The organism is Pseudomonas sp. RC4D1 (genome assembly GCF_018390395.1).
Taxonomy (GTDB): domain Bacteria; phylum Pseudomonadota; class Gammaproteobacteria; order Pseudomonadales; family Pseudomonadaceae; genus Aquipseudomonas; species Aquipseudomonas danubii.
Window position 1 is genome coordinate 1,076,840 of record NZ_JAHBAW010000001.1, and the last position, 22,055, is coordinate 1,098,894.

The 22,055-nt window shown below is 63.7% G+C and carries 19 protein-coding genes and 2 pseudogenes; 13 read left to right on the plus strand and 8 right to left on the minus strand.

The annotated features are described in order from the left end of the window. Window positions 1-1,251: a kynureninase gene (gene kynU / locus KHO49_RS04865; protein WP_213664699.1), complete on the plus strand. Its 1,251-nt coding sequence runs from the start codon at window positions 1-3 to the stop codon at window positions 1,249-1,251. Between the two features lie 110 nt (window positions 1,252-1,361). Next, a pseudogene (locus tag KHO49_RS04870) lies at window positions 1,362-2,775 on the plus strand (amino acid permease); the annotation flags it as partial. A 525-nt stretch (window positions 2,776-3,300) separates the two neighbouring features. Here KHO49_RS04870 and KHO49_RS04875 read toward each other — a convergent pair. From KHO49_RS04875 to KHO49_RS04885, 3 genes are all read right to left on the minus strand, one after another. Further along, window positions 3,301-3,672, minus strand: a complete 372-nt coding sequence (locus KHO49_RS04875; RefSeq protein WP_213664701.1) for a MerR family DNA-binding protein — start codon at window positions 3,670-3,672, stop codon at window positions 3,301-3,303. Window positions 3,673-3,734: 62 nt separating this feature from the next. After that, complete coding sequence (locus tag KHO49_RS04880; protein ID WP_213664702.1) at window positions 3,735-4,310, minus strand: NAD(P)H-dependent oxidoreductase; 576 nt, start codon at window positions 4,308-4,310, stop codon at window positions 3,735-3,737. A gap of 56 nt (window positions 4,311-4,366) precedes the next feature. After that, entirely contained in the window at window positions 4,367-5,248 is an 882-nt protein-coding gene (locus KHO49_RS04885; protein WP_110653100.1) for a LysR substrate-binding domain-containing protein, read from the minus strand. Between the two features lie 238 nt (window positions 5,249-5,486). Here KHO49_RS04885 and KHO49_RS04890 point away from each other — a divergent pair, with 238 nt between their 5' ends. After that, complete coding sequence (locus tag KHO49_RS04890) at window positions 5,487-6,251, plus strand: sulfite exporter TauE/SafE family protein (protein ID WP_213664703.1); 765 nt, start codon at window positions 5,487-5,489, stop codon at window positions 6,249-6,251. Between the two features lie 9 nt (window positions 6,252-6,260). Here KHO49_RS04890 and KHO49_RS04895 read toward each other — a convergent pair whose 3' ends face one another. Then, window positions 6,261-6,575 (minus strand): putative quinol monooxygenase, encoded by a 315-nt coding sequence (locus KHO49_RS04895; protein ID WP_213664704.1) that lies wholly within the window; start codon window positions 6,573-6,575, stop codon window positions 6,261-6,263. A 203-nt stretch (window positions 6,576-6,778) separates the two neighbouring features. Between KHO49_RS04895 and mdaB the strand changes: the two genes are divergently transcribed. The 8 genes from mdaB to KHO49_RS04935 all read left to right on the plus strand — a co-directional run bounded on the left by mdaB (window position 6,779) and on the right by KHO49_RS04935 (window position 16,183). Then, entirely contained in the window at window positions 6,779-7,369 is a 591-nt protein-coding gene (gene mdaB, locus KHO49_RS04900) for an NADPH:quinone oxidoreductase MdaB (protein WP_102861039.1), read from the plus strand. Window positions 7,370-7,443: 74 nt separating this feature from the next. Next, window positions 7,444-8,355 carry a LysR family transcriptional regulator gene (locus KHO49_RS04905; RefSeq protein WP_110653097.1) on the plus strand — a complete coding sequence of 304 codons (912 nt, stop codon included), beginning with the start codon at window positions 7,444-7,446 and terminating at the stop codon, window positions 8,353-8,355. Window positions 8,356-8,494: 139 nt separating this feature from the next. Next, window positions 8,495-10,162, plus strand: a complete 1,668-nt coding sequence (ggt, locus tag KHO49_RS04910; RefSeq protein ID WP_213664705.1) for a gamma-glutamyltransferase — start codon at window positions 8,495-8,497, stop codon at window positions 10,160-10,162. A 195-nt stretch (window positions 10,163-10,357) separates the two neighbouring features. Further along, on the plus strand, window positions 10,358-11,803 hold the full coding sequence (locus tag KHO49_RS04915; RefSeq protein ID WP_213664706.1) for a SulP family inorganic anion transporter: 1,446 nt from the start codon (window positions 10,358-10,360) through the stop codon (window positions 11,801-11,803). Window positions 11,804-12,019: 216 nt separating this feature from the next. Beyond that, window positions 12,020-13,369, plus strand: a complete 1,350-nt coding sequence (locus KHO49_RS04920; RefSeq protein ID WP_102861043.1) for a GntT/GntP/DsdX family permease — start codon at window positions 12,020-12,022, stop codon at window positions 13,367-13,369. Next, the gene (locus KHO49_RS04925; RefSeq protein ID WP_213664707.1) at window positions 13,370-14,230 is read left to right on the plus strand and encodes a MurR/RpiR family transcriptional regulator; all 861 of its coding nucleotides are present in this window, start codon (window positions 13,370-13,372) and stop codon (window positions 14,228-14,230) included. A 1-nt stretch (window position 14,231) separates the two neighbouring features. Beyond that, window positions 14,232-15,698, plus strand: coding sequence for an N-acyl-D-amino-acid deacylase family protein (locus KHO49_RS04930; protein WP_110653095.1), 1,467 nt, complete (start codon window positions 14,232-14,234; stop codon window positions 15,696-15,698). Between the two features lie 116 nt (window positions 15,699-15,814). Continuing rightward, the gene (locus tag KHO49_RS04935) at window positions 15,815-16,183 is read left to right on the plus strand and encodes a glyoxalase superfamily protein (protein ID WP_110595960.1); all 369 of its coding nucleotides are present in this window, start codon (window positions 15,815-15,817) and stop codon (window positions 16,181-16,183) included. 6 nt (window positions 16,184-16,189) lie between these two features. On the opposite strand, the gene gliR is transcribed toward KHO49_RS04935, so the two are convergent. After that, a complete protein-coding gene (gliR, locus tag KHO49_RS04940) occupies window positions 16,190-17,218 on the minus strand; it encodes an AraC family transcriptional regulator GliR (RefSeq protein WP_102878296.1) in 1,029 nt (342 codons plus the stop codon). Window positions 17,219-17,781: 563 nt separating this feature from the next. Here gliR and KHO49_RS04945 point away from each other — a divergent pair. Next, on the plus strand, window positions 17,782-18,174 hold the full coding sequence (locus KHO49_RS04945) for a DUF3077 domain-containing protein (protein ID WP_102878297.1): 393 nt from the start codon (window positions 17,782-17,784) through the stop codon (window positions 18,172-18,174). 262 nt (window positions 18,175-18,436) lie between these two features. Here the strand turns inward: KHO49_RS04945 and KHO49_RS31470 are convergent, their stop codons facing one another. Both KHO49_RS31470 and KHO49_RS31475 read right to left on the minus strand, forming a co-directional pair. Next, window positions 18,437-19,300 (minus strand): methyl-accepting chemotaxis protein, encoded by an 864-nt coding sequence (locus tag KHO49_RS31470; protein WP_372342433.1) that lies wholly within the window; start codon window positions 19,298-19,300, stop codon window positions 18,437-18,439. A gap of 42 nt (window positions 19,301-19,342) precedes the next feature. Further along, a pseudogene (locus KHO49_RS31475) lies at window positions 19,343-20,221 on the minus strand (methyl-accepting chemotaxis protein); the annotation flags it as partial. Window positions 20,222-20,714: 493 nt separating this feature from the next. Here KHO49_RS31475 and pmrG point away from each other — a divergent pair. Next, window positions 20,715-21,389, plus strand: coding sequence for a lipopolysaccharide core heptose(II)-phosphate phosphatase PmrG (gene pmrG, locus KHO49_RS04955; protein WP_110653093.1), 675 nt, complete (start codon window positions 20,715-20,717; stop codon window positions 21,387-21,389). 38 nt (window positions 21,390-21,427) lie between these two features. Here pmrG and KHO49_RS04960 read toward each other — a convergent pair whose 3' ends face one another. Beyond that, window positions 21,428-22,012 carry a DUF2589 domain-containing protein gene (locus tag KHO49_RS04960; protein ID WP_102861051.1) on the minus strand — a complete coding sequence of 195 codons (585 nt, stop codon included), beginning with the start codon at window positions 22,010-22,012 and terminating at the stop codon, window positions 21,428-21,430. Between the last annotated feature and the right edge of the window lie 43 nt (window positions 22,013-22,055).

Genomic DNA, 22,055 nt, shown 5'->3' on the forward strand with positions numbered 1-22,055 from the left:
ATGATCGATAAAAACCACTGCCTGCGTCTCGATGAACAGGATCCACTGGCGCCGCTGCGCCAACAGTTCGCCTTGCCCGAGGGCGTGATCTACCTCGATGGCAACTCCCTGGGTGCGCGCCCCGTGGCCGCCCTGGAACGGGCCCGGCAAGTGATCGAGCAGGAGTGGGGCGATGGCCTGATCCGCAGCTGGAACAGCGCCGGCTGGCGTGACCTGCCGCAGCGCCTGGGCGACCGCCTGGCTCCGTTGATCGGCGCCGGCAGCGGCGAAGTGGTGATCACCGACACCACGACCATCAACCTGTTCAAGGTGCTCAGCGCGGCCTTGCGGGTGCAGGCCGAACGCGCCCCCGAACGGCGGGTGGTCGTTTCCGAAAGCAGCAACTTCCCTTCCGACCTGTACATCGCCGAGGGCCTGACCCAGATGCTTGAGCAGGGCTATTCCCTGCGCCTGGTGGACAGCCCGGAACAACTGCCGGCGGCGATCGACCAGGACGTGGCGGTGGTGATGCTCACCCACGTCAACTACAAGACCGGCTACATGCACGACATGCAGGCCGTCACCTCGCTGATCCACGAAGCCGGCGCCCTGAGCCTCTGGGACCTGGCCCACTCGGCCGGCGCAGTGCCGGTGGAGCTGAATCGCAGCGGCGCCGACTACGCCATCGGCTGCACCTACAAATACCTCAACGGCGGCCCGGGTTCGCAAGCCTTCGCCTGGGTTGCTCCTGCCCTGTGCAATCTGGTGACCCAGCCACTGTCCGGCTGGTTCGGCCATGCCCGGCAGTTCGACATGGCCACCCAGTACGAGCCCGCCAGCGGTATCGCCCGCTACCTGTGCGGCACCCAGCCGATCACTTCGCTGGCCATGGTCGAGTGCGGCCTGGAGGTCTTCGAACAGACCGACATGCAGAGCCTGCGGCGCAAGTCCCTGGCCCTGACTGACCTGTTCATCGAACTGGTGGAACAGCGTTGCGCCGGCCACGACCTGAAGCTGGTGACCCCACGCGATCACGCCAAGCGTGGCAGTCACGTGAGCTTCGAACACCCTGAAGGTTATGCCGTGATCCAGGCCCTGATCGCCCGGGGCGTGATTGGTGATTATCGCGAGCCGCGCATCATGCGTTTCGGCTTCACCCCGCTCTACACCCGCTTCAGTGAGGTCTGGGAATCGGTGCAGATTCTCGGTGAAATCCTCGATGAAAAAACCTGGGCCCAGGCGCAATTCCAGGTGCGTCACAGCGTGACCTGAGACGGTTTTATCCCTGGGTTGCCGCAGCCAGCGGCGACCCGGGCAAGCGGCACAAGGACGAGCTGCCCTATCGATTTATACGTGCACACAACAATAAAGAGGCACTCAAAGTGACCACCTCCAACAAGGGTTTCGAAGCGATTTCCAATCGCGAGCACGGCCTCAGGCGCCAGCTGACCGCCGGCCAGATGAGCATGATCGCCATCGGCGGGGCCATCGGCACCGGCCTGTTCATGGGCAGTGCCTATGCCATCGGCTATGCCGGCCCCAGCGTGCTGCTGAGCTACGCCATCGGTGCGCTGATCACCCTGATCCTCATGGGCTGCCTGGCGGAAATGACCGTGGCCCATTCCACCTCCGGTTCCTTCGGCGCTTATGCCGAGTTCTACGTCAGCCCGCTGGCCGGTTTCCTGGTGCGCTACGCCTACTGGGCGGCCATCGTTCTGGCGGTGGGCGCCGAAGTCACGGCCATCGCCATGTACATGAAGTACTGGTTCGCCAACGTTCCGGAATGGGTGTGGATCATATCCTTCTCCAGCGTGCTGATCCTGCTCAACGCCATCAGCGTGAAGACCTTCGGCAACTTCGAATACTGGTTCTCCACCATCAAGATCGCCGCCATCGTCGGCTTCATCATCCTCGCGGTGTATGTGGTGTTCGGCTCCGGCAACCCCGATTACGGCGTGCACAACTACAGCGCCCACGGCGGCTTCTTTCCCAATGGCTTCGAGGGCATGTGGATCGCGGTGATCGTGTCGATCTTCAGTTACCTGAGCGTGGAAATGATCGCGGTGGCGGCGGGGGAGGCCAAGGACCCGCAACGTGCGGTGAAGCAGGCGTTTCGCGCCACCATCGTGCGCCTGGTGGTGTTCTACCTGCTGACCCTGGCGCTGATGCTGGCCATCGTGCCCTGGGTCCAGGCCGGCAAGGCCCAGAGCCCATTCGTCACGGTGATGCAGACCATCGGTATTCCCGGGGCCACCGGGGTGATGAACTTCGTGATCCTGATCGCCGCGCTGTCGGCGATGAACAGCCAGCTCTACATCACCACGCGGATGATGTTCAGCCTGTCCCGCGCCGGTTACGCACCCAAGTCCATGGGCGCCCTGAGCAAGAGCGGGATTCCGCTCAATGCCCTGCTGCTGTCCAGCTCCGGCATCGCCCTGGCGACCCTGGTCAACGTGCTGTACCCGGAAAGCTCGTTCACCCTGATGATGGCGATCTCGATGTTCGGCGCGATCTTCACCTGGTTCATGATCTTCCTCACCCACTACTGCTTCCGCCGCTATCACCAGCGCCATGGCGAGCAGCAGCTCTCGTTCCGCATGCGCCTGTTTCCCTACAGCACCCTGTTGGGGCTGGTGCTGATGGGGGCGGTGATGATCACCACCTTCTTCACCGAGGCGTTCAAGATGACCCTGGTGTTCGGCGTGCCCTTCCTGCTGTTACTGACCCTGGTCTACTACCTGTGCTTCCGTAAGCCCAGGACGGTCGCCGGACTGTCCGAGGTCTGAGGCCACGCCTCCCGGATTCTCCGGGCATCGCTGGTGCAGGTTGTGTATAGCGTGCGTAGTGAGCGACTAAGGAGGGTGGCGAGGTCTCGCCACCTTGCGAGGCTGGGTCTCCTGGGCCTTAGCGGCTTACAATGCGATCCGCCTGGGCGCAATCGCTGGGTGGTGGCAGTCATCCCCGACTTGAGTTGTGGTGAGTGTCGCGCTTGCGGCGAACGAGCCGACTTGAAAATCGAAAGCCTTCAAAGGTGCTGTGCATGACAAATTGGCAACGTGGTGACTTAGTCGAGCTGGACGGCCTTCTGGCGGTCGTGGTCGGCATTGAGGGGGACCCCAATGTCCCCGAGGAACACATCGCAGTTTGGTTTGGTGCCCCCAGTTGCCTCCGAAAGTCTAAGGGCGGAGCTGGTGGAGCGAGTCCGGAGGTCTGGACGGTGCCAGCGTACTTGTTCGTGCGAGCCGCTGAGCCTGATTGGCGTCACTAATTAATTGAATTTTCTATCGGAATGCACCTTTCCGCTCCTTTCTCAACGACCCGCTAGAGGCTGCCCAGGGGGCACTCTTCGCGAGCCTGTTGCAGGCTGGTCTCGAAGACTTCGAGCCGGCTCTGCAACTGCTGCAAGTCATCGATCTGTTGTTGCAGCTCGCGCCTCTTTTGCGCCAGGGCGGCCTGCGCGCGGTCCCAGGGAAAGGCCTGGCCCTGGTGCGTGGCGAACACCTGCTGCAATTCCTTGAGCTTGAACCCCAACTGCTGCGCGCATTTGATGAACATCAGTTGCTCGACGCTCTGGGCGTCATAGAGGCGGTAGCGACCCTGACGCGGAGCTTCGGGCAACAGGCCGATGGCTTCGTAGTGACGGATGCTCTTGATCGTGGTCCCGGACAGTTGCGCGGCTTGGCCGATGTACATGAAAACTCCTTGTTCAGTACCGGTTTCGGGCGGTGGACAGCGTTGCGCATTATCCGGTGGATTCACTGCCTGGCAAGGTACTGCGCCTGCATCAGCCAATCCGCCTTGCGTTCTTCGCTGGCGTCCAGCACCGGGCCAAAGGTCAGGGTGCGCAACGGCTTGATGCCGCAGAAGGCCAGGGTGGTGCGGCGCATCTGCTGCAAGCCGGGCATGCGATAGAACCAGCGGAAATACCAGGGCGGGGTGTCCATGGTCACCATCAGGTGGGCGGTGCGGCCCTTGAGCAGTTGCTCGGGAAAGGCCTTGCCGAGGCGGTACTTGAAGGCGAAGCCCGGCAGCAGCACACGGTCGAGAAAGCCCTTCATCAGGGCTGGAATCCCACCCCACCAGATGGGGAAGACCCAGGTCAGGTGCTCGGCCCAGAGGATGTCGGCCTGGGCCCGTTGCAGGTCTTCCTCCAGAGGCTGGATCTGCCGGTAGCCTTCGCGCAGCACCGGATCGAAGCGTAGGTCGCCGAGCCTGAGCTGGCGCACGTCATGCCCGGCTTCCTGCGCCGCCTTCACATAGCGCTCGCTCAATGCCGCGCATAGGCTGTTGCGCGAGGGGTGGCCGAGAATCACCAGGATGCGTTTGCTCATTGCCGTGGTCCTTGAGGGATAAACCCCAAGGCTAAAGTCTGCCCCTAAGGGGAGAGTCAAGGCGGCAGCAGTGCCGCGCACAAACCTTGGGCATACAGCGGCAGCGTTGCGAAGTCACGGGCGCACAACAGCAACCGGCGCCGGGCCCAGGCTTCGCTCAGAGGGCGGGACTGCAATGGCAGGTGACGGTTGCGCTCCAGGGCCGCCAGGGGCACCAGCGCCAGCCCAGCCCCACGGGCCACCATGCGCAGCAGGGCGTCGAAGCCTTCGGCGCGGATGCGCAATTGCATGCGTCGTCCCAGGTGCAGGGCCTGTTCCTCCAGATACACCGCCAGGGCGCTATGGCTGGCCAGGCCAACGTAGTCGTGGGCCAGGGTGTCGTTGAAGCTGAGGTTGGGCTGCAGGCTCAGCGGGTGATCCTGGGGCATCACCAGGACCAGCGGATCATCACGGAAAGGCCGGCTCATCAGTCCCTGAATGTCCACCGCGTCGGAGACGATACCCAGGTCTGCCGCACCCTGGCGCAGGGCGTGGGTGATGCGCTGGCTGGGCAATTCCTGCAGGTCGATATCCACCTGGGGCTGGTTGTGCAAGAAGTCCGCCAGCAGCTCCGGCAGGTACTCGCTGAGGGCGGTGGTGTTGCACAACAGGCGTACCTGGCCCTTGATTCCCTTGGCGTATTCGGCGAGGTCCTGTTGCAGGTGTTCGGCGTACAGCAACAGCGTCCGGGCATGTTGGGCCAGGGCCTTGCCGGCGGGCGTCGGGCGAATGCCGCGGCGCCCGCGTTCGAGGAACTCGATGCCCAGGGAGGCTTCCATGGCGCGGATTCGAGCGCTGGCGGCGGCCAGGGACAGATGGCTGCGAGCGGCCCCGGCGGTGATGTTGCCGGCGTCGAGAATGTTCAGGTACAGCCGCAGGTCGATCAGGTCGAAGTGCATGGGGCATTCCTCGGGGAACGGGGTCTCTTACGGAGGCCGTGCAGATGTTTTTGTAGGAGCCGGCTTGCTGGCGAAGGGGCCTTAGGATTTTGCATCGGGCTTGAGTGCGCCTTCGCTGGCAAGCCAGCTCCTACGGAGGTACGGGCAATAGGTTTTGGTATGTGCCTATTGCCTGGCAAGAGGCTGGCTCAGTATATGGCAGATTTTCAGCTCGGCGGGCAGGGCGCAGGATAGGCCCATGAACAGCTCTCTCGCGTTTTATCAAAACCTCGGACTGGCCCTTTCTCTGCTAGTCATCGGCACCTTCGTACTGGCCGGCATGGTCAAGGGGGTGATCGGCCTCGGTCTGCCCACCATCGTCATGGGGCTGTTGGGGCTGGCTATGGCTCCGGCGCAGGCTGCAGCCTTGCTGATCATTCCGGCGACCCTGACCAATCTCTGGCAACTGGCCTTTGGCGGGCACCTGCCGGCCTTGCTCAAGCGCCTGTGGCCGATGTTGCTGGCGATCTTCGTCGGCACGGCCGCCGGTTCATTGTGGTTGGGCATCGAGGGCGGGCATTGGGTGGTGCGGGGGTTGGGCGCGGCGTTGCTGCTGTATGCCCTGAGCGGCCTGCTGTTGCCGACCCTGCGCGTGTCGCCGGCCCAGGAGCGCTGGCTGGCGCCGCTGTGCGGGCTGGTCACCGGGGTCATCACTTCGGCCACCGGGGTGTTCGTGATCCCGGCGGTGCCCTATCTGCAGGCCCTGGGCTTGAACAGGGATCAGTTGGTGCAGGCCCTGGGCCTGTCGTTCACCGTCTCGACCCTGGCCCTGGCCGCCGGCCTGCTGTGGCGTGGCGCCCTGGGCAGCGCCGAGCTGGGGGCTTCCTTGCTGACCCTGGCCCCGGCGCTGTTGGGCATGTGGCTGGGGCAATGGTTGCGCCAGCGCATCAGCGCCTTGCTGTTCAAGCGGGTGTTCTTCATCGGCCTGGGGCTGCTGGGCGGGCATCTGTTGATCAGCGGCTAGACCTCTGGCTCAGCGGCCAGCCGCGGCCGGGCTGAGCATGTCGATGGCGCGGATCTCGAAGTCGCGCTCCAGGTAGTCCATGCGCGCGTCTAGAAACTGCTGCATGTGCGGCAGGCCAGAGTGGCTATCCAGCGCCTCCTGGGAAGCCCAGACCTCGTAGAAGATGAACAGGCTCGGGTCTTCCCGGTCCCGCAGCATGTGGTACTCGATGCAGCCGGCTTCAGCGCGGCTGGCGGCGACATGGCTCAGGAAGAACACCTGGAAGGCGTCGGCGCGCTCGGGACGGGTCTTGGCGTGAAGGATAAAGGCCTGGGGCGTGGACATGCGCAAAGCACTCATTGACGGGGAAGGTGCTGAAAATCCTAAGGCAAAGATCGGCTATCGATTCGTGCGTTTTAGTCAAATGTATTTTGAGCGACCCGGGCTTATTCTCCGCTCCCGGCCTGATTAACCTGCCGCCATCGTTTGCAACCTTCACAGCCCGTCGCTGCCGATGCGCGATGGGCTGTCCCCGATGAGGCCGGATCATGAAAAAAGTACTGCTGCTCAATGGCGCCAAACAGTTCGCCCACTCCGATGGCCGTTACAACGCCACCCTGCACGACACCGCCCTGGCGGTGCTGGATCGCGGTGGCCTGGAGGTCAAGGTCACCCATATCGACGAGGGCTACGACATTCAGGAAGAAGTGGCGAAGTTTCTCTGGGCCGACGTGATCATCTACCAGATGCCCGGCTGGTGGATGGGCGCGCCTTGGATCGTCAAGAAGTACATCGACGAAGTCTTCACCGAAGGCCACGGCAGCCTCTACGCCAGCGATGGCCGGACCCGTTCCGACGCCTCGCAGAAATACGGCAGCGGCGGCCTGATCCAGGGCAAGCAGTACATGCTGTCGCTGACCTGGAACGCGCCGCAGCAGGCCTTTGACGACCCGACCGACTTCTTCGAAGCCAAGGGCGTGGACGCGGTGTACTTCCCGTTCCACAAGGCCAACCAGTTCCTCGGCATGCGCGGCTTGCCGACCTTCCTCTGTGTCGACGTGATGAAGCGCCCGAACATCGAAGCCGACGTACAGCGCTACGCGGAGCACCTCAAGGCGGTGTTCAATCTCCAGGGCTGAATCCGGCTACTATTGAGCGCCTTGAAGCGGGCCTGCGGTTTATCCGGGCCCACCAGCGCCGATAAAGGACTCCTGTGAAAGCCCGATCCGACGAGTTGCAAGTCTTGGTTTGCGTCATCGAGTGCGGTTCGATTTCCGCCGCCGCCGAGCAATTGGCCCAGACCCCTTCGGCGGTCAGCCGCACCTTGTCGCGGTTGGAGGCCAAGCTCGACACCACGCTGATCAACCGCACCACTCGGCGCATGGACCTGACCGAAGAAGGGCGCTACTTCTTCGAGCAGGCCAAGCTGATTCTCGACCAGATGGACGAGCTCGAAGAGCGCCTGTCCTCGCGCCAGCGCAATCCGTCCGGGCGTTTGCGGATCAACGCCGCGTCGCCTTTCATGCTGCACGCCATCGTTCCCCATGTGGCCGAGTTCCGTCGCCTGTACCCGGATATCCAGCTGGAACTCAACAGCAACGACCTGATCATCGACCTGCTGGAGCAGAGCACCGACATCGCCATCCGCATCGGCGTGCTGGCGGACTCGACCCTGCATGCCCGCTCCCTGGGCTGTAGCCCGCTGCATATCCTCGCCAGCCCCGATTACCTGGTCCGCCACGGCACGCCGCAAAGCGTGGCCGAACTGGCCGAACACACCTTGCTCGGCTTCACCCAGACCGAAACCCTCAATCACTGGCCGTTGCGCCATGTGCACGGTGATCGCTGGCAGATCCAGCCGGGCATCAGTGCCTCCAGCGGCGAGACCTTGCGCCACCTGGCGCTGGAGGGGCAGGGGATTGCCTGCCTGTCGCATTTCATGACCATCGACGACATCCGCGCCGGGCGCCTGCAACCGGTGCTGGCCTCGTTCAACAGCGGCTACCGCCAGCCGATCAACGCGGTGTACTACCGCAACTCGCAACTGGCCCTGCGCATCCAGTGCTTCCTGGATTTCATCCAGGGCAAGCTGGCGGACTACGCCAGCCCCGAGTTCCAGGGCTGAAAGCCCCGTTTCCCGCCTATCACCCGTAGGTTATCCATGGCTGAGGCTTGGGACGTTCGTGCCACGTTTGGCGATTGCTCAAACCCCCGTCTCGGGCCTAAGGTTCTTGCCGTTCAAAAACAAGAAAAGGAAGGACTTTATGCGCATCCTGTTGTTCAAGACCCTGGCCCTGACGGCCGCCATCGCCGCCAGCAGTTCGGCGTTCGCCGTGACCCTGGAAGGCGGCGCGGTGGCTGCGCCCAACCAGTACGGCGCCGATGTCGCGGCGCAGATCCTGAAGAAAGGCGGTAACGCGGTGGACGCCGCGGTGGCCACGGCCTTCGCCCTGGCAGTGACCTACCCCGAAGCCGGCAACATCGGCGGCGGCGGTTTCATGACGATGTTCGTCGACGGCAAACCCTACTTCCTCGACTACCGGGAAACCGCGCCCAAGGCCGCGACCCGGGACATGTACCTGAACGAAAAGGGCGAGGTGATCGAGAACCTGAGCCTGGTGGGCGCGCGCGCCGCCGGGGTGCCGGGCACCGTGATGGGCCTGTGGGAAGCCCACCAGAAATTCGGCAAGTTGCCGTGGAGCGAGTTGATCACGCCGGCCGTGGGCTACGCGAAAAACGGTTTCAAGGTGGCGGACAAGCAGTACCAGTACCGCGAGGATGCGTTGAAGCTGTTCAACGGCAGCACCAACTTCGGCGACTACTTCGGCAGCATGAAACCCGGTGAAACCTTCCGTCAGCCGGAGCTGGCCGCGACCCTGGAGCGCATCGCCGACCAGGGCGCCAAGGAGTTCTACAGCGGCAAGACCGCCGACTTGCTGGTGGCGCAGATGCAGGCCGACAAAGGCCTGATCACCAAACAGGACCTGCAGGACTACAAGGTCCAGTGGCGCCAGCCGCTGCAGGTCAGCTTCCGTGGCAACACCCTGTACACCGCACCGCCACCCAGCTCCGGTGGGGTCGCCCTGGCGCAGCTGATCAGCATCAAGGAAGAGCGTGCCGCGGACTTCAAGGGCGTCGAGCTGAACTCGGCCAAGTACATCCACTTGCTGGCGGAAATCGAAAAGCGCGTGTTCGCCGACCGTGCCGACTACCTGGGCGACCCGGCGTTCTCCGACGTGCCGGTCAAGCAACTGACCGACCCGGCCTATCTGAAAAAACGCGCCGCCGAGGTCAACCCGAATGCCATCTCGGCCACCGAGAAAGTGCGTCCCGGGCTTGAGCCGCACCAGACCACCCACTTCTCCATCGTCGATGCCCAGGGCAACGCGGTGAGCAACACCTACACCCTGAACTGGGATTACGGCAGTGGCGTGGTGGTCAAGGGGGCGGGCTTCTTGCTCAACGATGAGATGGATGACTTCAGTTCCAAGCCCGGCGTAGCCAACGCCTTCGGCGTGGTGGGTGGCGATGCCAACGCCATCGCCCCGGGCAAGCGCATGCTGTCGTCCATGAGCCCGAGCCTGGTGACCCGCGATGGCAAGGTCACCCTGGTGCTGGGCACCCCCGGTGGTTCGCGGATCTTCACCTCGATCTTCCAGGTGCTGAACAACCTCTATGACTACAACCTGCCCCTGGAAAAGGCCGTGGCCGCGCAGCGCGTGCATCACCAGTTGCTGCCCAAGGACACGATCTACTACGACGCCTATGCGCCGCTCACCGGCAAGGTCGCCGATGAGCTGAAAACCATGGGCTACACCCTGGAAGACCAGGGTTGGGAGATGGGTGACATCCAGGCGATCCGGGTCAATGGCACCCAGCTTGAAACCGCTTCCGACCCCCGCGGTCGTGGTGTCGGCAAGATCGTCAAATAACCACAACCCTCTGTCAGCGCCGGCTTGCCGGCGAAGGCGCGCTCAAGCCCGGCACTCGGTGTCGGGGCGCTTTCGTCGGTAAGCCGGCTCCGACCGCTCGCCTGTCTAGGCGCCGACCACGCAACTGCGTACCATTGCCCGCCTTTTTCCGCTCTCCCCCGGGCCGTGTCCGCCGGTCCGCCTATCAGGTCAACCATGAAAGCAAAACGTCTGCGCGCCGATGTCCTGGCCGGACTCACTACCTCCTTCGCCTTGCTCCCCGAATGCATCGCCTTCGCCCTGGTGGCCCATCTCAACCCGTTGATGGGCCTATACGGCGCCTTCTTCATCTGCACCCTGACCGCGCTGTTCGGCGGTCGGCCGGGCATGGTTTCCGGCGCTGCCGGTTCCATGGCGGTGGTGATCGTCGCCCTGGTGGTGCAGCACGGCGTGCAGTACCTGCTGGCCACGGTGTTGCTGGGCGGGCTGGTCATGGTCGCCTTTGGCCTGCTGCGCCTGGGCAAGTTGGTGCGCATGGTGCCGCACCCGGTGATGTTGGGGTTCGTCAACGGCCTGGCAATCGTCATTGCCCTGGCCCAGTTGGAGCATTTCAAGAGCGGTGAGCACTGGCTCAGCGGCCAGGCGCTGTACCTGATGGCCGGGCTGGTGGCGCTGACCATGGCCATTGTCTACCTGCTGCCACGCCTGACTCGGGCGGTGCCACCGGCCCTGGTGGCGATCCTCGGCGTTGGCGCATTGGTGTACCTGCTGGGCCTGCCGACCCGCACCCTGGGGGACATGGCCCACATCGCCGGCGGCCTGCCGAGCCTGGCGCTGCCCCAGGTGCCGTGGAACCTGGACACCCTGGGCATCATCGCGCCCTACGCGTTGCTGATGGCCATGGTCGGCCTGCTGGAAACCCTGCTGACCCTGAATCTCACCGACGAAATCACCGAGAGCCGTGGCTACCCGGACCGCGAATGCGTGGCCCTGGGCGCGGCCAATGTGGTGTCGGGCCTGTTCGGCGGCATGGGCGGCTGCGCGATGATCGGCCAGACCGTGATCAACCTCAGCTCCGGTGGTCGCGGGCGCTTGTCCGGGGTGGTGGCCGGGGGGCTGATCCTGCTGTTCGTGCTGTTCCTGTCGCCGCTGATCGAGCGCATTCCCCTGGCGGCCCTGGTAGGGGTGATGTTCGTGGTGTCGCAGCAGACCTTTGCCTGGGCCTCGTTGCGGGTGATCAACAAGGTGCCGATGAACGATGTGCTGGTGATCCTCGCCGTGAGCGTGATCACGGTGTTCACCGACCTGGCCATAGCGGTGTTCTGCGGCATCGTGATCGCGGCGCTGAACTTCGCCTGGCAGCAGGCCCGCGAGCTGTACGCCGACGCTCACCTGGAGGCCGACGGCAGCAAGCGCTATCACTTGCACGGCACGTTGTTCTTTGCTTCCACCACGCCGTTTCTCAATCAGTTCGACCCGGTGGATGACCCGCAGCACGTGACCGTCGACTGTCGCCACCTGAGCTTTGTCGACTACTCGGCCATCGCCGCCCTGAAAACCTTGCGCGAGCGCTATGCCAAGGCCGGCAAGCAACTGCGGGTGCTGCACCTGTCGGAGCGCTGCAAGAAGCTGCTGAAACGAGCCCGGGTGCAACACGACTGAAGCCCGGGGGCGAGTGGCAGTGCTCGCCCGTTTTTCAATGCGCGGGGATGAAAATAGCCACTACCGATTTTCATCGCTCGCGCTTTTGCATAGCTGTTCGCGACAAGGCCTGCCTCTTTACGAAAATTAGTTTCACTTGGTTTGAAACAAAACTCCTTAAGTGATTAAAGAGTTTCACAACCATTCGAAAGTGACGCTGTTTTCAAGGAGAACACCATGGCTCCCGCAACGGGTTATTGGCTGCTGGGCTACGCCGCAGTCGCCATCATTGCGTTGATCGTGTTGATCGCCCGCTACCGACTCAATCCCTTTATCGTCATCACCCTGGTGTCCGTCGGCCTGGCGCTGATGGCCGGCATGCCGCCGTCCGGCGTGGTGGGTGCCTATGAAGCCGGGGTCGGCAAGACCCTGGGCCATATCGCCCTGGTGGTGGCCCTGGGCACCATGCTCGGCAAGCTGATGGCCGAATCCGGCGGCGCCGAACAAGTGGCGCGGACCTTGATCGACCGCTTCGGCGAGCGCAACGCCCATTGGGCCATGGTCTGTATCGCCTTTCTGGTGGGGTTGCCGCTGTTTTTCGAAGTGGGTTTTGTACTGCTCATCCCCATTGCCTTTACCGTGGCACGGCGGGTGGGGGTGTCGCTGCTGATGGTGGGGTTGCCCATGGTCGCCGGGCTGTCGGTGGTCCACGCTCTGGTGCCGCCGCACCCGGGGGCGATGCTGGCGGTGCAGGCCTATCAGGCGTCGGTGGGGCAGACCCTGCTGTACGCGATCCTGATCGGCGTGCCCACGGCGATCATCGCCGGTCCGGTGTATGCCCGGTTTATCGTGCCGCACATCCATCTGCCGGCCGAGAACCCCCTGGAGCGTCAGTTCATTGCCCGCGAACCCCGGGCGCGCCTGCCCAGCTTTGGCCTGACCATGTTCACCATCCTGCTGCCGGTGGTGCTGATGCTGATCGGCGGTTGGGCCAACCTGCTGGCGGAGCCCGGCACCGGGCTCAATCAGTTCCTGCTGTTTATCGGCAACTCGGTGATCGCCCTGTTGGTGGCCACCCTGGTGAGTTTCTGGACCCTGGGGCTTGCCCAGGGCATCAACCGCGAATCGATCCTCAAGTTCACCAACGAGTGCCTGGCGCCCACCGCCAGCATCACCTTGCTGGTGGGGGCCGGTGGTGGCCTCAACCGGATTCTCATCGACTCCGGGGTCACCGAGCAGATCGTCGGCCTGGCCCATGAATTCCAGCTGTCGCCGCTGTGGATGGGCTGGCTGTTTGCGGTGCTGATGCGGGTCGCCACCGGTTCTGCCACCGTGGCCCTGACCACCGCCTCTGGGGTGGTGGCGCCGGTGGCTGTCGGCCTGGGGTATCCCCACCCGGAATTGCTGGTGATTGCCACCGGGGCCGGTTCGGTGATTCTGTCCCACGTCAACGACGGTGGCTTCTGGCTGGTGAAGGAATACTTCAATATGACCGTCATTCAAACCTTCAAGACCTGGACCGTGCTGGAGACGCTGATTTCGCTGATCGCCTTCGGCCTGACCCTGGGACTCGCGGAGCTGTTGTAGATGGACATTCTTTATCAGATCCGTTCGCGCCTGGATGACTTCAGCGCCGGGGAAGGGCGGATCGCCCGCTTGCTGCTCGACGACGTGGGCTTTGCCGCCTCCGCCAGCCTCGACGAACTGGCCCAGCGCGCCGAAGTCAGCGCCGCCACCCTGTCGCGCTTTGCCCGCAGTGTCGGTTGCCGCGACCTGCGCCAACTGCGCCTGCAACTGGCCCAGGCCAGCGGTGTCGGCAGCCGCTTTCTCGACCCGGCGGGAGCGCCTGAGCAGTCCGGTTTCTACCGGCAGATCCTGGGCGATATCGAGTCTGCGCTGCATCAGCACCTGGCCGGTTTCGAGGAAACGCAGTTTGCCGATGCGGTGCGCTTGCTGGGGCGCGCACGGATGATCCACGCCTTCGGCATGGGCGGCTGCTCGACGCTGTGCAGCGATGAACTGCAGGTGCGCCTGGTGCGCCTGGGCTACCCCATCGTCGCCTGCCACGACCCGGTGATGATGCGGGTGACCGCCGCCGCCCTGGGGCCGCAACATGCGGTGATCGCCTGTTCCCTGACCGGCATCACCCCCGAATTGCTGGACGCGGTGGCCCTGGCCCGCAACTACGGTGCCGGCATCCTCGCCATTACCCTGCCCGAGTCACCCCTGGCCCAACTGGCGGACGTGGTGCTACCCCTGCACAGCGCCGAAACTTCGTTCATCTATAAACCCACCGCGGCCCGCTACGGCATGCTGCTGGCCATTGATGTGCTGGCCACCGAGCTGGCCCTGGCCCTGCCCGATGACAGCCAGGAACGCCTGCGGCGGATCAAGCTGGCCCTGGATCATTACCGTGGCGGCGACGACTGCCTGCCCCTGGGAGACTGACATGCGCTACGACACGCTGATCCGCAACGCCCTGATCATCGACGGCAGCGACCGCCCGGGCTATCCCGCCGACCTGGCGATCGGCGACGGTCGCATCCAGCGCATCGGCGACCTGTGCGCCGCCACCGCCGAGCACGAGATCGATGCCGGCGGCCGGGTCCTGGCCCCGGGCTTCATCGATGTGCACACCCACGACGACACCGTAGTGATCCGCCAGCCGCAGATGCTGCCCAAGCTCAGCCAGGGCGTGACCACAGTGATCGTCGGCAACTGCGGGATCAGCGCTGCGCCGGTGAGCCTCAAGGGCGATCCGCCGGACCCGATGAACCTGCTGGGCGAGCGCTCGATGTTTGTCTATCCGCACTTTCGCGACTATCGCGCGGCGGTGGATGAGGCGCGCCCGGCGGTGAACGTCGCGGCCCTGGTGGGGCACACGGCGCTGCGCAGCAACCACCTTTCGGACCTGCATCGCACCGCCAGCGCTGGCGAAATCGCGGCCATGCGCGAGCAACTGCGCGAAAGCCTGGAGGACGGCGCCCTCGGCCTGTCCAGCGGGCTGGCCTATGCCAGCGCGTTTTGCGCCGAGACCGATGAAGTGCTGCAACTGGCCCAGGAACTGACGGCGTTCGGGGCGGTGTACACCACCCACCTGCGCAGCGAGTTCGAGCCGGTGCTGGAGGCCATGGACGAAGCCTTCCTGATCGGCCGCGCGGCCCGGGCGCCGGTGATCGTCTCCCACCTCAAATGCGCCGGCGCCGGCAACTGGGGCCGCAGTCCGCAACTGCTGGCGGCCCTGGAACAGGCGGCCCAGGATCATCCGGTGGGCTGCGATTGTTATCCCTACGCCGCCAGCTCCTCGACCCTGGATCTCAAGCAGGTCACCGATGCGTACCGCATCACCATCACCTGGTCCACGCCGCACCCCGAACAGGGCGGTCGTGATCTGAACGAGATTGCCGACGAGTGGGGCGTCAGCCTGCTGGTCGCCGCCGAGCGCCTGCAACCGGCGGGGGCGGTGTACTACGGCATGGATGAAAGCGACGTGCGGCGCATCCTCGCCCATCCGCTGTCGATGATCGGCTCCGATGGTCTGCCGGAAGATCCCTTCCCTCATCCACGGTTGTGGGGAGCCTTCCCTCGGGTACTGGGCCACTTCAGCCGCGACCTGGGCCTGTTCCCGCTGCACACCGCGGTGCACAAGATGACCGGGCTTTCGGCGGCGCGATTTGGCCTGCACCAGCGCGGCGAAATCCGCGAGGGGCATTGGGCCGACCTGGTGCTGTTCGATCCGGCGCGGGTGCGCGACGTGGCCGATTTCAAGCACCCGCAGCAAGCCGCGCAAGGGATCGACGGGGTCTGGGTCAATGGCGTGCGCAGCTACGCCGAGGGCCAGGCCAACGGTCAACGCTCGGGACGTTTCTTACCGCGAGAGGGGGATTTGCGCCGGGGCTTCACATCCGTAGTCTGATTCTTTGATCTTCATCACAGTGATGGCGCTGTGCCATTAAAGAATCCTTGCGCGGCGCCGAAGTGCTGGGAATCGCCACCTGTAGAGTCGGCCTATTTCAGTCAGGGAGTCATGCAATGAGCTTTGGCAAAACCACCCCCATCCTGCGGATTTTCGATGAAGCCAAGGCCCGGGAGTTTTACCTGGACTTCCTGGGCTTCAACCTCGATTGGCAGCACCGCTTCGAGGACAACTTCCCGCTGTACATGCAGGTGTCCCGGGGCGATTGCGTGCTGCACCTGTCCGAGCATCACGGCGATTGCACCCCGGGCGCGGCGCTGCGGATCGAGACCGATGAACTGGAAACCTTCCAGCAGCAATTGCTGGCCAAGCAGTACCGCTTTTCCCATCCGCAGATCCAGGCCATGCCCTGGGGCAGCCAGGACATGACCATCAGCGATCCGTTCGGCAATCGGCTGGTGTTCACCAACGCCATCAGCGTCTGAGCGGGCTCAGGCCTTGCCGGCGTTCAGCGCGGTCTGACGAAACTGCCCCGGGGTCAACCCGGTGCGGCTCTTGAAGCTGCGGTGAAATGAACGGGATTCGGTAAAGCCCAGGCAATCGGCGATCCCCTGGATCGACAGCTCGCTGTGGCGCAGATAGTGCTCGGCCAGCTCCTGGCGCAAGTCATCAAGAATCTGTTGGTAGGACGTGCCGGCCTGTTGCAGCTGGCGCTGCAGCGTGCGTTCGGACATCTGCAACTGCTCCGCCACCTGCTCCTTGCGCGGCAGGCCGTCCTTGAGCAACTGGCGCAACACGTTCTGCACCTGCAACGCCAGGGGCGCATCGGCCAACGAGGCCATCATCGCCTGGGCGTGATCCTCCAGGGTCTTGAGCAGCCGCGCATCGGCCTGGCGCAGGGGCAACTGCAGGTAGTGCAGCGGTGCCACCAGGGCCGAGCAGGCTTGCCCGAACAGCACCGGACAGCCGAACAGGGCCTCGTACTGCGCCACCTCGGCCTGCTCCGGCAGCGAGTGCTCGAACCACACTGCAGTGGGGGAGAGCTGTGAGTCAGCGATCCAGCGCGCATACAGCAGCCAGGAGGCGAGCACGTTTTCCACCAGATGCCGGCGAATGTCCGGGCGCCGATGACGACAGCTCCAGATCAACCGCACCTGATCGCCCGCCACCTCGGCCCGGCTGGTGCCCATGTCCCCCACCAGCTTTTCGAACGGCATGATGCGGCCCATGGCTTCGCCCAGGGTGGCGCAGTTCATGGTGATGTAGCCCAGCACATTCCAGGAATTGGGTTTGACGAAGCGCGCCGAATTGAGCCCGAACAGCGGATCGCCGGAATGCTGGCAGAAGTAGTCGAGCAACCGCTCATGCACCTCCACCGGCAGGCGCAGACTGGTGTCGTTCAACTGCGCGGCCTCAAGCCCCGCCGCCGCCAGCGCCGGCGCCGTGGCAATACCCAATTGCTCGGCATAGAGCAGATATTTGAGCAAGGGTGGGACCGAGGTAAAACCGAGGCTGGGCATCGAGATATTCCTGGTGACAGATCCTTCGGACAGCAGGACGCAGACCGGGAAAGGTAAGGGCAAACCCCAAGTGCTGTAAATGGCCGGCGACCCCGCTTCTTGTAGCCGCTGCCGCAGGCTGCGACCGGCCCCGAAGGGGACGCCGCCCTTGAGGGCCTCGGAAGGCCCTGCGGGCCTTGTCGCAGCCTGCGGCAGCGGCTACAGGGATGCGATAAAGTTTGCCTCTGATGGCGGATTTTCGCTTTGATTTGTAGGGCATTTCCGCGAGAATCCACCCGTTACATTTCAACTGTTTGCATGGCTTGTGCCTATCGAATGTCCAGGGCTAGTCTTCGGCCGTCGCTGCATTTCAGCGATCGGGTTTGGTAGCCCGCATCACTTCAGGCACAAGCGCCGCTGACTTTCGACAGGCCTTAATCTGTCGACGTGTTATGGCGGCTGTGCGCAGGGCACCTCGTGTGCGCTGGGTTTCCTGGAGTCCCGGTCTACCAACCTGCGTATGGCCGCCACCTTGATCGTTTGGTAGCGATGCGTGGCGGTTCAACTTCTCCAGGAGTTTTGCCGTGAAGAAGATCGTTCCCGACCCACCCGTTCTGCAACCCAGCCGTGAGTTGATCACTGCGCTGGAAGAACCCAACAAGACCTTGCTACAGGCGCTGCAAAACACCGCGCTTTCGCCCCCTTTGCATGAGCACTTCACTGCCACTGGCAGCACCCGCTTTGGTTGTCGGGATGGCGAGGGCCGTCCGCTGTTTGCGGTATGTGAAGGGGTCAATGCCGAAGAGGCGCTGCTGCACGTTTCATTGCTGCTCAAGTGCGCGGAAGAGACGGCCGACGAAATCACCAGCGCCAGCGGCATCGAGCGCGGGCTGATCTGGTCGATGATTCATTCGGTGGAGATGGCGCGGGCGGTGGTGGATGCGCTGTTGGATGGCGCTAGTAAACCGGCGGGGTAGGGCAGGACGTCGCCGGCAGGGACCGGGCTAACCTAAACCGGTAGTGGTACATCAAGCGTGTTTGCAATCACGCTTGTAGCCGTGTCAATTAATGGCGGTTGCGTGCTGGCGGATTTTCGGATCCACCAGGTTTGCTTCTTCCTGGCATTGCAGGCCTGCACGCAGCCGCCACCCTTGTTCAAGCTCTTGAGGGCCTAGGAAGGCCCTTCGGTCCTTGTCGCAGCCTGCGGCAGCGGCTACAGGACCGAAGGGGCGCGGCGAATCAGACGCGGAAGTGGCTGACCATCATCTGCAACTGGCCGCCCAGGCGCGCCAGTTCAACACTTGAGGCGGCGGTTTCGTCGCTGGCGGCGGCGGTCTGTTCGGAGACGTCGCGCACGTTGATGATGCTGCGGCTGATCTCTTCGGCCACGGCGCTCTGCTGCTCGGCCGCGGCGGCGATCTGCTGGTTCATCGATTGGATGTTGGACACGGTGCGGGTGATGCTTTCCAGCGAGGCACCGGCCTTGCGGGTCAGCTCGACGCTGCTGTCGGTCAGGCTGCGGCTGTTGTTCATCACCGTGGCCACTTGCTGGGTGCCGTTCTGCAGGCCGGCCACCAGTTCTTCGATCTCTTCGGTGGACTTCTGGGTGCGCTGGGCCAGGGCCCGCACTTCGTCGGCGACCACGGCGAAACCACGACCGGCTTCACCGGCACGGGCGGCTTCGATGGCGGCGTTCAGCGCCAGCAGGTTGGTCTGTTCGGCCACGGCCTTGATCACGTCCATGACGCTGCCGATCTTGTCGCTTTCCTGTTGCAGCACGGTCATGGCATCAGTGGAGCGCACCACTTCGCTGGCCAGGCGCTCGATCTGCTCGATGGCCTGGGCCACCACTTTGTCGCCTTCGCGGGCTTCGCCGTCGGCTGCGGCTGCGGCCTGGGAAGCTTCTTCGGCATTGCGCGCGACTTCCTGCACGGTGGCGGTCATCTCGTGCATGGCGGTGGCCACCTGGTCGGTTTCGACTTTCTGGCTGTTGACCCCGGCGCTGGTTTCTTCGGTCACGGCGGACAGTTCTTCGGCGGCGCTGGCGATCTGGGTCACGCCGTCGCGGATGCCACCGATCAGTTCGCGCAGGGTCACGCCCATGCGCACGATGCCTTGTTGCAGCACGCCCAGTTCATCGCGACGGGTCACCCGCAGGTTTTCGGTGAGATCGCCGGAAGCGATGCGCTCGACCACGGCCAGGGTTTCCCGCAGCGGACGGGTAATCTGCCGGGTGATGATCACGGCAGCCAGTACGCCCACCAGCAGGGCCAGCAGGGTGCTGATCAATTGCAGGCTGCGGGCCTGGGCGCTTTCGATATCGCGGCGCTCCAGCTGGATCTGGTACAGGGCGTCGCTGCGGCTGACGATGTCGGCGCCTTGCTCGGTCATTTCCTTGCGCGCCTGTACGGCGTCGGTGAAGGCGACCTTGAAGGCCTGCAGCGAGCTGCGGTAGCCGCTCAGTGCGGTTTCCAGCTGTTGCAGGGCATCACGCTGGGTGCTGCTGAAATGGCTCTTGAGCTGATCCATTTCGGCAATGGCCGCGTTGAGCTGGGTGACGGCTTTCTGTTCGGTGTCCGGGTTGTTGGTGGTGACATAGCCGCGCACTTCATAGCGCGCCAGTTGGAAGGCTTCCTTGGCCTGGGTGATGGCCTGGAACTGCGTAAAGCGTTCGTCGCTCAGGGGCAGTTGCTTGACCCAGGTGTTGATGCCATTGATCAGGTCATTGGCGCGTTCGGCGTTCTGGTTCATCGCCAGGCGCGCAGCGTCGCCGGTGCGGTAGGCATTGCGCATCTTGTTCAGCGAGTCCTGATAAGCGCTGATGGTCGCGCCCAGGCCTTGCAGGAGCTTGATGTTTTCCGGGCTCTGGAACGTGGCCAGGAGTTTTTTCTGCTGGGCGCTGAAATCATCCAGGGTCTTCTGCACGCCCTGGGCGGCGGTTTCGTCGCCGTTGGCCAGCATGTACTGCAGACGGGTGACCCGCAGTTTGGTCAGGCCGCTGTTGAGCTGGGTGATGTCGCTCATCCAGTTACTGCGGTCGATCAGGTTGCCCAGACTGGTCCAGCCGGTCAGTGCCAGGATGCCGGTGAGGGCCAGGACCAGGCCGAAACCCAGGCCCAGCTTAAGGTTGACGCTGATGTTGGCAAACCAACTACTCATTGAATTCCTCCAGGAACATAGCTCTTCTTGATCTTGAGTTGGCTGGAAGATTGTTGTTGTTGGTGACCAGCAAGGTGTTTTGTAGGGGGTGTATCGGCGGGATGTGCCATAGCTGAAACGATTTCGTCCGCATTGTCCCAAGACAATGTTTTCGGCGATGGACGGTTATTTTGCGGGATGAACCACCCGTGCGTTGAGCTTTTTTTCACATTGATTTCACCGCTCCCCCACGGTGTGCGCCCTAGAGTCGGTCCGGTTGCTGCCAGCGTGCCCGGCAGCGCTCAATTGTCATCCGGGTTCTGTAGCCTCGCTACGCGCTGCTCAAAAACCCGGATCACCCTCAAAGGGCGGCAGGACTGTGGCTACAAGACTCGTGCTGGCGGTGGCCAAGCGTCCGCCCTTTAGGCGTTCCCTGGTCCGTTACAAGAATGCACTGGCGCTGCTGGGCGTGTTGCTGCTGTTCCCCTTGAGTCTGTACCTGCTCAAGCCGGCGGCGGTGCCGGATCTGGCCCACGGCAACGTGGCCGGGATCAGGGCCTTGACCCGCAGTTGGGCCAAGGGCGACATGATTGTCCTGGTGCGCCACGTGGAGCGCTGCGATCGCTCCAGTGCCACCTGTCTCGGGCCCGCCGATGGCATTACCGATCGAGCGCGGGAGGTGGCGGTGAGCATTGGCGCGCAGTTCGAGCAGTTGGGCCTGGAACGTACCGACCTCTATAACAGCCCCCTGACCCGTACCGCGCAGACGGCCGGCTATATGTTCAGCAAGGTCAGCAGTGGCGATGACTGGCTGTACAACTGCAAGAACAGCATGTTGCACGACGTGCTGGCGCATAAGGTCGCTGGCCGCAATCTGGTGCTGGTGACCCACAGTGAATGCATGGACCAACTGGAGCAGGAACTGAAACTGTCGACCCCGACCCTGGGTTACGGCGCCTCGCTGTTCGTGTCTACCGATACCCTCAACGGGGCGCCGAAGATGCTCGGGATGATCGAGGCCAGTGACTGGCGTTCGGTAAACCTCAAGCCCTGACGGCCCCCGGGGCCGGCCGTCGCGGCCGGCGATCAGGCTCAGGGGGCCAGCAGGTCCGGATCGGCGGGAGGGGGTGCCGCGGGAGCCAGCGCGCCGGGCGCAGGACCTTCATTGATCCGTTGTGGACTGATCAGATTGGTGAACTCCTCGATCAGGCGCTGGATCGCCTCCGGCGGCTCGCAGTCGCGAAACTCCATGCAGATCTGCACTTCGTCCGGGTCGCGCTCCTGGCCTTCGCGCTTGCCGCTGCCGAAGGTGACGAAAAACTTCTCGCTCTGCAGCTCGCCATTCTCCAGGTCGTGGCTGGCCTTCTGCAGTTCGGTGCCCTGCATGCGCACCGACAGGTCGACGGTCATCTTGTGCAGGGCCAGGCCCTTGGGCGAGACCAGGGCAATCAACGGGACGTTGATGATGTGCTGTTCGTTGAGGGCCACCTCGACCATCTTGGCCTTCATCGGCGTACCCAGGTCGTTGACGTTGTAGTCGAAGAACTGGTCGAACAACTTGATGTATTGCTGGGCGATCAGGTTGTGGGTCGCAGCGGCGGCCTGGTGCATGCCACGGGTGATGTGGCTCAGGTCGCTGGCGGACATGGGCTCCTTGCGACGGGAAAAAAACGCCATGGATCATGCTCCTTGTTCGATGGCTGAAGTGCCCCGCCGTGGC